The organism is Odoribacter sp. (assembly GCF_985060555.1).
The window spans coordinates 62,375-72,526 of record NZ_CFKYFN010000066.1; the positions used below are offsets into that span (position 1 = coordinate 62,375).

8 protein-coding genes are annotated in these 10,152 nt (G+C 44.8%); all 8 read left to right on the top strand.

The window, feature by feature from the left end; genetic code table 11:
* Positions 1-294: 294 nt before the first annotated feature.
* Complete coding sequence (gene mdh / locus AC5RDS_RS09110) at positions 295-1,230, top strand: malate dehydrogenase (RefSeq protein WP_013613431.1); 936 nt, start codon at positions 295-297, stop codon at positions 1,228-1,230.
* Positions 1,231-1,319: 89 nt separating this feature from the next.
* Positions 1,320-1,805 (top strand): retropepsin-like aspartic protease, encoded by a 486-nt coding sequence (locus tag AC5RDS_RS09115; protein ID WP_013613430.1) that lies wholly within the window; start codon positions 1,320-1,322, stop codon positions 1,803-1,805.
* Positions 1,806-1,923: 118 nt separating this feature from the next.
* A complete protein-coding gene (secDF, locus tag AC5RDS_RS09120; RefSeq protein WP_272054644.1) occupies positions 1,924-4,926 on the top strand; it encodes a protein translocase subunit SecDF in 3,003 nt (1,000 codons plus the stop codon).
* Positions 4,927-5,075: 149 nt separating this feature from the next.
* A complete protein-coding gene (locus tag AC5RDS_RS09125; protein WP_013613428.1) occupies positions 5,076-5,318 on the top strand; it encodes a (2Fe-2S) ferredoxin domain-containing protein in 243 nt (80 codons plus the stop codon).
* Positions 5,319-5,366: 48 nt separating this feature from the next.
* A complete protein-coding gene (locus AC5RDS_RS09130; protein ID WP_228026211.1) occupies positions 5,367-7,085 on the top strand; it encodes a [Fe-Fe] hydrogenase large subunit C-terminal domain-containing protein in 1,719 nt (572 codons plus the stop codon).
* A gap of 81 nt (positions 7,086-7,166) precedes the next feature.
* Positions 7,167-8,345 (top strand): SpoIIE family protein phosphatase, encoded by a 1,179-nt coding sequence (locus AC5RDS_RS09135; RefSeq protein WP_172720060.1) that lies wholly within the window; start codon positions 7,167-7,169, stop codon positions 8,343-8,345.
* A 56-nt stretch (positions 8,346-8,401) separates the two neighbouring features.
* Positions 8,402-8,668 (top strand): NAD(P)H-dependent oxidoreductase subunit E, encoded by a 267-nt coding sequence (locus AC5RDS_RS09140; protein ID WP_256316269.1) that lies wholly within the window; start codon positions 8,402-8,404, stop codon positions 8,666-8,668.
* Entirely contained in the window at positions 8,655-10,070 is a 1,416-nt protein-coding gene (locus tag AC5RDS_RS09145) for a monomeric [FeFe] hydrogenase (RefSeq protein ID WP_013613424.1), read from the top strand. Before AC5RDS_RS09140 ends, AC5RDS_RS09145 begins: the two co-directional genes overlap by 14 nt.
* Positions 10,071-10,152: the final 82 nt, after the last annotated feature.

Genomic DNA, 10,152 nt, shown 5'->3' on the forward strand with positions numbered 1-10,152 from the left:
TGTTTTGTGTAATTGAGGGGCAAAGATAATAATAAATTCCAGGAACTTCAATTCAAAATCACAGCCAAACCCGGCAACTCTACATTGTATCCAAAACTTAACCCCTAACTTTAAATTACAGGGAAAAGGTTAGCGGGATATTTTATTGTATACCTACATTAAATTATCCTCAAAATTAAAGAATTTTTTCTCTAATATTTTGCTTTAGATCAAAAAAGGAGTAAATTTGACGTCGGAATAAAAACTCCGAAAAAGCTAATATATGATTAAGTATAACAATAAAATTATTACGAAATGAAAGTAACAGTTGTTGGAGCAGGTAACGTTGGTGCAACGTGCGCAAACTGCATTGCAGAAAAAGACATCGTAAACGAAGTGGTTCTTTTGGATATCAAGGAAGGTGTTTCCGAAGGGAAATCGCTGGATATGTGGCAGACTGCCCCGATCAATTTGTATGACACCCGTATTAAAGGTGTAACCAATGATTATGCAGCGACTGATAATTCTGAAGTAGTGGTGATCACTTCCGGTCTTCCCCGTAAACCGGGCATGAGCCGTGACGATTTGATTTCAACCAATGCCGGAATTGTAAAATCTGTTACTGAAAATGTAATCAAACATTCTCCGAATGCTAAGATCATCATTGTATCCAACCCCTTGGATGTGATGTGTTATTGTGCTTTCTTAGCTGCTAAAGTCGATTCATCTAAAGTATTCGGTATGGCCGGTGTATTGGATACTGCCCGTTACCGTGCTTTCTTAGCCGAAGCACTGAACGTATCTCCGAAAGATATTCAGGCACTGTTATTAGGTGGACATGGAGATACAATGGTTCCGCTGCCACGTTACACTTCTGTAGGTGGTATTCCTGTAACCGAATTGATCGACGCCGATAAATTGCAGGCAATCATCGAACGTACCAAAGTCGGTGGCGGCGAATTAGTTAAACTGATGGGAACTTCTGCCTGGTATGCTCCGGGTGCAGCTGCAGCTCAAATGGTCGAAGCGATCATCCGCGATCAGAAACGGGTATTCCCGGTTTGCGCTATGCTGAACGGCGAATATGGTATGAAAGACATCTATCTGGGCGTTCCGGTTGTATTGGGTAAAAACGGTATCGAAAAGATCATCGAAGTAAAACTCGACGATCAGGAAAAGGAACTGTTAGCAACTTCTGCAAAAGCTGTTAAATCGGTGATGACCGTACTGGACGACATGAAAATGTTCTAAAAACAGCCTAAAGGTTAAAAATAAAGAAACCGTCCTGATTTTCGGGGCGGTTTCTTATTTTTGCGCCTCAACTATCAAGCAAGAGGGAAATGAAGAGGAAAAAAAATAAAAAGGCTTGCCATTTTACGACTCCATATCATCCTTATATCAATAGCCGGATTCAGACAGTAGCCGTTGAAATAGTCGGTTTGGAAGACAACAGCTACCACCTGATCGTACCGGTAGAAATCAATGGTATACAAGGAGATATGATTATCGATACCGGCGCATCGGTCACCGTCGTCGACAGACAGGTGTTCCCGGAAGACCTGCCCGAAGAAGCAGACGTTCAGATGACATCGGGTAGCGTCACCGGTCAGATCCACGACGTACATTTAGTAAAAGCAGCTAAATTTAAAATCGGGAAACGTACGATCAAAGAGATGCCGTTGGCTGCTATCGATTTGGAATATGTAAACGAAATGTACGACAAACATCTCAACCGGAAAATTATCGGATTATTGGGGTGTGACTTTTGTGTCAGGTATCAGGTGGCTATCGATTACCGGAAAAAGGAATTTACCATGTATTTTTAATAATCTACCATCTAAAAATCAGAATTATCTGTTTTTTTAGAAAAAATATTATACTTTTGCGTATTAATCGTGCTTAAAGAATTAGCAAAAATTAAGTCATATAATAATTTATTGTAAAATGCAGAATAAAGGAGCGATCACATTACTTACTATTGCATTAGCGTTAGTGAGTCTTTACCAGTTATCTTTTACCTGGAAAACCAATCGGGTGGAAAAAGTTGCGAGGGAATATGCGCAGGGAGATCCCGTAAAGGAAAAAGTTTATCTGGATTCTATTGCAAACAAGGAAGTTTACAATTTCCTGGGAATTGCACAATACACTTACAAAGAGTGTAAAGAGTTGGAATTAAATCTGGGTCTTGACCTGCGTGGAGGTATGAACGTAACCATGGAAGTAGACGTGGTCGACGTGGTCCGCAGTCTGGCCAACTACAGTCAGGATGAAGCTTTCAATCAGGCTTTACAAGAAGCGGTGAAGATGCGTACATCCAGCCCGAAAGACTTTGTAACCCTGTTCGGCGAAGCATTCGAGAGAATTGCCCCGAATGCACAGCTGGCCTCTCCGAATATTTTCGGAACCGTAGAACTGAAAGATAAAATCAAAATCGGAGCCAGTAACAAGGAAGTTTTAGACGTTATCCGTCAGGAAGCCGAAGGAGCCATCGACAATACATTCCATATTCTGCGTACACGTATCGACCGTTTCGGTGTAGCACAGCCTAATATCCGTAAAGCAGATATCTCCGGTCGTATCGTGATCGAACTTCCGGGTATCAAAGATGCTCAACGGGTAAGAAAATTGTTGCAAGGAACAGCAGCGTTGGAGTTCTATGAAACCTTCGATAACGGAGATTTCTTTCCTTATTTGCAAGCAGCCAATGAAAAAGCCCGTACTATCGTTGAAGCTGAAGAGATACTGACTACTGAAAATGCAGCCAATGCAACGGCAGAACAACCGGAAACAACCAAAGCGGATACAACTGCCAATAGCCTGATCTCTCAGGCCGCAGCACAAGATTCTACCAATAATCTGCTGGCCGATGAAGCTGCTTTCAAAAAAGCGAATCCTCTTTTCTCCGTTCTGACACCTAATATCGACCGTCAAAGCGGCCAGATCATCCCGACAGGTTCTTTAATAGGTTATTCTCATGTAAAAGATACGGCAGCGGTAAATGAAATCCTGGCTATGCCACAAGTAAAAGCGACTCTTCCCCGTAATGCCCGCCTGCTGTGGGAAATGAAACCCAATGGGGAGGTTATTGCTTTACATGCGATCAAAATCACGACCCGTGACGGCAAAGCTCCCCTGGATGGAGGTGCTGTCGTCGATGCCCGTCAGGAATACGAACACAACAGTGGACGCCCTGTGGTATCCATGAATATGAATGGAGAAGGAGCTAAAGTCTGGGCTCGGCTGACCAAAGAAAATGTGGGCCATAGCATCGCTATCGTATTGGATGGTTATGTTTGTTCTTCACCGAACGTGAACGATGAAATCAAAGGGGGTAGCTCACAGATTTCCGGTCAGTTCGACGTAAAAGAAGCCCAGGACTTAGCCAATATCCTGAAATCCGGTAAATTACCTGCTCCGGCACGTATCATTGCCGATGAGATCGTAGGACCGTCCTTAGGTAGCGAATCTATCCAATCCGGTATGTGGTCGTTCGTGATCGCTTTCGGTTTGGTTCTGATATACATGCTATTCTTCTATAGCAAAGGAGCAGGTCTGGCAGCAGACATCGCTTTGTTTACCAACTTATTCTTCTTATTCGGTGTACTTGCTTCTATCGGAGCGGTATTGACCCTACCGGGTATTGCCGGTATCGTCCTGACAATGGGAATGTCGGTCGATGCCAACGTATTGATCTATGAACGTATCCAGGAAGAATTGAGAGCAGGTAAAGGGTTGAGATTAGCCATCAAAGAAGGTTACAAACAAGCTTATTCCGCCATCATCGACGGTAACGTAACAACCTTATTGACGGGTTTCATCCTTTACTATTTTGGAGAAGGCCCGATCAAAGGTTTCGCAACCACATTGATCATCGGTATTTTCACTTCATTGTTCTGTGCGATCTTCATTACCCGGATCATTCTCGACAATGCATCCAAGAAAAATGATAACGTCAGATTTACCACTCCATTTACAGCCAACTGGTTGCGGGACGTACACTTCCCATTCCTCGAAAGACGGAAAGTGGGTTATACGGTATCCGGTATTATCACCGTTGTTTGTCTGGTATCTATGTTCACCCGCGGATTCGATAAAGGCATCGACTTCGTCGGAGGTAGAACTTATACGGTTGCTTTCGACCAGCCGGTAGAAGTGGAAAAAGTAGCAGAAAGTCTGGCTGCTGTGTATGGAAGTGCTCCTGAAGTAAAAACTTTCGGCGGAGACAATCAGGTCAGAATAACCACCAAGTATAAAATCGAAGATGAAGGAACGGAAGCTGACGACGAAGTAGAGGCCTTATTGTATGAAGGGTTGAAAAGCTACTTACCCGACGGTACCAGCAAAGAAGTATTCCTGAGCGACTATCGTCAGATGTCGCAGAAAGTGGGACCGGCAGTGGCGGAAGATGTAACCCGGGCTGCAATCTGGTCGGTAATCTTCGCCTTATTAGTGATCTTCGTTTATATTATGGTACGGTTCAGCAAATGGCAATATGGTGCCGGTGCCGTCCTCGGATTGGCTCACAATACCATTGTCGTATTAGGTTTGTTCTCCCTGTTGGCCGGATTCCTGCCTTTCTCTCTGGAGATCGACCAGGCCTTTATTGCAGCCATCCTGACCGTAGTGGGTTATTCGATCAACGACACGGTGGTTGTATTCGACCGTATCCGTGAATACCATCATCTGTACCCGAAACGCGACGATCTGGAAGTAACCGACGCTGCATTGAACTCTACATTACGCCGTACGTTCAGTACTTCTTTGTCGACCTTAGTGGTATTGTTAGCGATCTTCATCTTCGGTGGTACTTCTATCAAAGGTTTCGTATTCGCTCTGTTGATCGGTATCATCGTAGGAACCTATTCTTCTCTGTTCGTGGCCACACCGTTAGCTTACGAATTCAGAAAGAGATTCGGTAAAAAAGAAACGACTGTCGTGAAGAAATAAACAGTTCTCACTCTCATAAGAAAACGCCTTGCAAAAGGCGTTTTTTTTGTACTTTATTGGTATAATATAGGATGCGGCTTGGCAAAATCAATCAAACCAGTTTGTTGTTTTTGCTCTCGCCTTTCACTATATTTGCCTAAAAATGTCCTATGCGTCAAATTAAAATATGTTTGGGCAGTTCGTGTTATTCCCGGGGAAACAATGTCCATCTCGAAGTAATCAAGAAATACATAGCAGAAAATCACCTGGAAGCCGAGATTTCATTCTCCGGTCATCTGTGCGAAGAATTATGCAGTAGCGGCCCGATCCTCCGAATCGACGAGAAAGTCTACAAAGAGGTCAATCTCTCGGGTTTATACAAAATACTTCAGGAAGAATTTCCGATAAAATAATAACAGGCGAAAGGCAACCTCACCCATAACACAGTTTACCCAGCAACTATGAACAGATCTATGGATTTAAAACCGATCTATACCGAACCGGAAAATTGTCAGGACTGTTATAAATGTGTCCGTGAATGTCCGGTAAAAGCGATTCAGATCGAAGACAATAAGGCCTACATCATAGAAGAACGATGTATCTACTGTGGCCACTGTACCCAAGTTTGCCCTACCGGTGCAAAAAAGATCCGGGACGGGGTCAGCCGTACCCGTCTTATCTTGCAGAATTATCCCCGGGTAATCTTATCCCTCGCCCCCTCCTGGGCCTGTGAATTCGAAGATTTATCCATCGGACAACTTATCGCAGCCATCCGCAAACTTGGTTTTTCAGGAGTATCCGAGACTGCGATCGGTGCAGAATTGGTCTCTTCACGGGTATCGGATTATCTACAACAATCGCAACCGGGAGTGTATATCTCTTCCGCCTGTCCGGTAGTGGTCGAATACATCCGGAAATACTCCGCCGAGCATACTCCGGCCATCACGCCGATGCTCTCTCCTATGTTAGCTCATGCCAGAATTTTAAAAGACTATTACGGAAACGATTTAAAAGTCATCTTTGCAGGCCCATGTATCTGTAAGAAACTGGAAGCGGATCATTTTAAAGAGCTGGTGGAAGTGGCTATCACTTTTAAAGACCTGAAAAACTGGTTTGAAAAAGAAAATATTCATCCCGAACAATTAACTCCGGCTGCAGAGGATCACTTTATCCCCTGGCAGGCCGGAATCGGTTCTCTGTACCCTGTCGAAGGAGGCATGCTTCCGGGTATCGACGGTGAAAGCAAAAAGATTGTAAAAATGGCTTTCTCCGATTTGAGTAATATCAAAGATGTCATCAAGAACCTGGATACGCGCCGGGAAAAAGATACGATTTTTCTGGAACTGCTGGCCTGTAAAGGAGGCTGCATCAATGGTCCGGCCAAACTCAGCCAGACTTCTCTGGCCATCAAAAGATACAATATTCAGCAACACCGGGCCGCACACCCCGAAAGTACCGTTCCCGATCTCGGGCATATCGATCTGACCACGACATTCAAGGCTTACGACTGTTCGACGGCCCGGCATACAGAAGAAGAGATCAAGCAAGCCTTATCTGCTGTCGGTAAAAACAGTCCTGAAGACGAGCTCAACTGTAGCGGGTGTGGTTATGACTCCTGCCGTGATTTTGCAGTAGCCCTGGTCGAAGGCCGGGCAGAAGAAAACATGTGCGTATCCTATATGCGACGGGTGGCCCACGACAAAGCGACCGTCTTGTTACAAAAAATACCGGCAGGCGTATTACTGGTCGATAATGATCTGAAAATCTCCGATATGAACAGCTGTTGTGCCAACCTGCTGGGAGAGGATGTCGTCATGGTCTACGAAGCTTCGCCCGGATTACAAGGCGTCGAATTGGACAAAATCTGTAGCTTCACCGACCTCTTCCGCACAGTATTGAACACAGGTAAAGAGATCACGGAACGGCAAATCCGGGAAGGCGATAAAATCTGGCTGCTCTCTATTTATAATATCCAACCCCACCGCCTGGTATTCGGAATCTTACAGGATCTTCGGGAACCTTATGTCCGTAAAGAATGGATGCTGGAAAAAACCCAGGAAGTGGTACGCAAATATATGGCTACAGTACAGGAAGTGGCTTGCCTGCTAGGTGAAAATGCAGCTTTTACCGATGCTACCCTACGGTCGATTATGGAGGCGGGGGAAAAGGTAAAAAGCTAAAGGCCAGAAGCAAGAGGGGAGGGAGAAAAAAGGTTGGAGGGGAAAAAGATGGGGGAACGAGTTTATAAGAAAAAAGGAAGGATGAAAGAATCGGATATATTTATAGAAGTAGACTGTTTCCAAAAAAATAAAGCAGGCAATATCGTCTGTGGAGACAGTTACATGTCCCAGAAGTTAAAAGAGGAAGACCGGATCATCAGTGTATTATCGGACGGTTTAGGGAGTGGTATCAAAGCCAGTGTTTTATCGGCGATGACCGCTACTATGGCCATGAATTACACAGCCATGAACGAAAGTATTCTCCAAACCGCTCTCTCGATTATCCATACCCTGCCTAAGGATATGGTCCGTAAAATCAGTTATTCCACCTTTTGTATCTTCGACATCGATTGTTTCGGGAATACCCGGATTGTGGAATACGAAAGCCCGGCGGTCTATCTGTTTCGTCGCGGACAGGCAGTGGAAATCCGGAAAAAAAAGATCCCGATCGAACGGGAAGATCTGGAAAATACCTATCTGTGGATATCGGAGTTCAAGCTGGAAAAAGAAGACCGCCTGATTTGTTTTTCCGACGGAGTCAGCCAATCGGGAATGGGTAGCAGTAATATGCCTTTCGGTTGGGACGAAGGAGTCGGTATCTATATCGCAGAAACCTTAAGCCAGCACCCCGGTATATCGGCGAAAGAATTAGCCCGCAAGATCGTTTTAAGGGCCGAACGCAACGATAACTATCGTTTGCTGGACGACACCAGCTGTTGTGTCATTTACCGGCGAACGCCGCGCAATCTGCTCATCTGTACCGGCCCGCCTTACGATGAAAAAAAAGACCGGTATCTGGCAGAAAAAGTCAGGGATTTCAAAGGTAAAAAAGTACTCTGCGGAGGAACGACAGCCACGATTATTTCAAGGGAACTTCAACTCCCCCTGCAGGTCAGTATGGATATCACCGATAAAGAGCTCCCCCCACTCTCCTATATGGAAGGAATCGACCTGATCACGGAAGGGATTCTGACCTTAAGTAAGGTGGAGCGGCTTTTAACCCAAGGGATCCCCGAAAAATCACAGGGTCCGGCCAACGACCTGGTTAATCTGATACAAAACAGTGATAAAATCACCTTTATCGTCGGTACCCGGATCAATGTGGCACATCAGGATCCCAACCTACCCGTAGAACTGGAAATCCGGCGTAATGTGGTAAAAAAAATTAAATATTTATTAGAAACGAAATTCCTGAAAGATGTAGAAATTACCTATCTTTGACCCCTCAAAATGACACACATCAAAGACTACACATTAACAGGAAAGAAATTTTAAATTTGAATCCTATGGACAAAATCAAACTGAGATTATGTGCAGGAACCATGTGTTATGTCATGGGCGGAGCCCAATTAATGGAAATAGAAGAATTGTTGTCTGAAGAAGAAAAACAAGGCATTGAAATCACCTTTTCTCCTTGTCTGCAACGGTGTAACGGCAAAGATACACCTCCTTTTGCAGAGCTGAACGGAGAAATCATAACCGGTGTCAGTAAAGAAACCCTATTACGAATTATAAAAGAAGAATTAAGACATGTTGTACGATAATTTTGCGATGCTCACCAAACGGGAGTTATTAATCCGGATTGTCAAGTTATTAAAAAAAGACGAACTGATCACAGGTCTGAAATATCTCCCTGTCGAAATGCGTCCACGCAACAAGCGACCGGTGAGGTGTTGCATCCACAAAGACCGTTACATCCTCAAACACAAGATTATCTCGATTCTGGGCTTTGAAATTACAGACGAAGAGATCGACCTGATTCATCTCTCCGATTTCGCCCGCATGGCGATGGCTAATAAAAATATGAAGGAAAATATTCTTTCTGTTGTCCACGAAGCTTGTAGTGCCTGTATCCAATCACAATATGCCGTCACAAACCTTTGCCGGGGATGTGAAGGCCGGCCTTGTGTGATGAACTGCCCCAAAGCTGCGATTTCGTTTATCGGCGGCAAAGCCAGTATCAGCAGTGAGGATTGTGTCAGCTGCGGATTATGCCAGAAAGTTTGCCCCTATCATGCTATTGTATACACGCCTGTTCCTTGCGAAGACGTTTGTCCCGTAAAAGCGATCAGTAAAGATGCCGAAGGCGTAGAACATATCGATAAAGAAAAGTGTATCTATTGCGGAAAATGTATGCAAGCCTGTCCCTATGGAGCTATCATGGAACGGTCGAAAATCATCGATATACACAAAAGTATTAGTAATCCGAAGAAAAAAATCGTAGCTATCCCTGCTCCTGCTATCTATGGGCAGTTCAATGCCACTCCGGGGCAAGTACTGGCAGCGATCAAACAAATCGGTTTCGACGATGTGATCGAAGTTGCTCTCGGTGCCGAAATCACAGCTGCAAACGAAGCCAAAGAATTGGAAGAAAAAATGCAGGAAGGCCAAGCTTTTATGACCACCTCTTGTTGCCCGGCTTATACCGGTTGGGTGGACAAGCATGCTCCGATGCTGAAACCCTATGTTTCGGAAACCCGGAGCCCGATGGTCTATGCAGCCCGATACGCGAAGGAGAAATATCCGGATGCCGAAGTCGTATTCATCGGACCGTGCCTGGCCAAACGCCATGAAGCCGATTCGGTCGACGAAGTGGATTATGTGATGAGCTTCGAAGAGCTGGGTGCTTTTATGGTGGCTTATGACATAGATGTAGCCAATTGCAGCGAGAAAGAGCTCAACCACGAAGTGACGAAGTACGGCCGTGGATTTGCTCAGGCCGGCGGAGTACAGGCAGCTGTTGTCAATGCCATCGGCGACAAATATTCCAATATTCATATCGAAGGGTTGGATAAGAAAAATCAAGCCCTATTGAAGAGTATGGCTAAAAAACCCGACGCTCAATTCGTCGAAGTAATGGCCTGCGACGGAGGTTGTATCAACGGCCCCTGTTCATTAGCTCCCCTCACCTTAGCCAAACGACAAATCAAAAAAGTACTGGAATAACCAAAAGAGCAATTGGTTTGTCAAATCGATGTCCCCTGTACCGCCTTTTTACGGCCGCAGGGGGCATCGATCTTATAATTAG

What these genes read in the sequence shown, in the direction of transcription:
- mdh (WP_013613431.1), top strand. Translation starts at nt 295, where the DNA reads ATGAAAGTAACAGTTGTTGGAGCAGGTAACGTTGGTGCAACGTGCGCA.
- AC5RDS_RS09115 (WP_013613430.1), top strand. Translation starts at nt 1,320, where the DNA reads ATGAAGAGGAAAAAAAATAAAAAGGCTTGCCATTTTACGACTCCATAT.
- secDF (WP_272054644.1), top strand. Translation starts at nt 1,924, where the DNA reads ATGCAGAATAAAGGAGCGATCACATTACTTACTATTGCATTAGCGTTA.
- AC5RDS_RS09125 (WP_013613428.1), top strand. Translation starts at nt 5,076, where the DNA reads ATGCGTCAAATTAAAATATGTTTGGGCAGTTCGTGTTATTCCCGGGGA.
- AC5RDS_RS09130 (WP_228026211.1), top strand. Translation starts at nt 5,367, where the DNA reads ATGAACAGATCTATGGATTTAAAACCGATCTATACCGAACCGGAAAAT.
- AC5RDS_RS09135 (WP_172720060.1), top strand. Translation starts at nt 7,167, where the DNA reads ATGAAAGAATCGGATATATTTATAGAAGTAGACTGTTTCCAAAAAAAT.
- AC5RDS_RS09145 (WP_013613424.1), top strand. Translation starts at nt 8,655, where the DNA reads ATGTTGTACGATAATTTTGCGATGCTCACCAAACGGGAGTTATTAATC.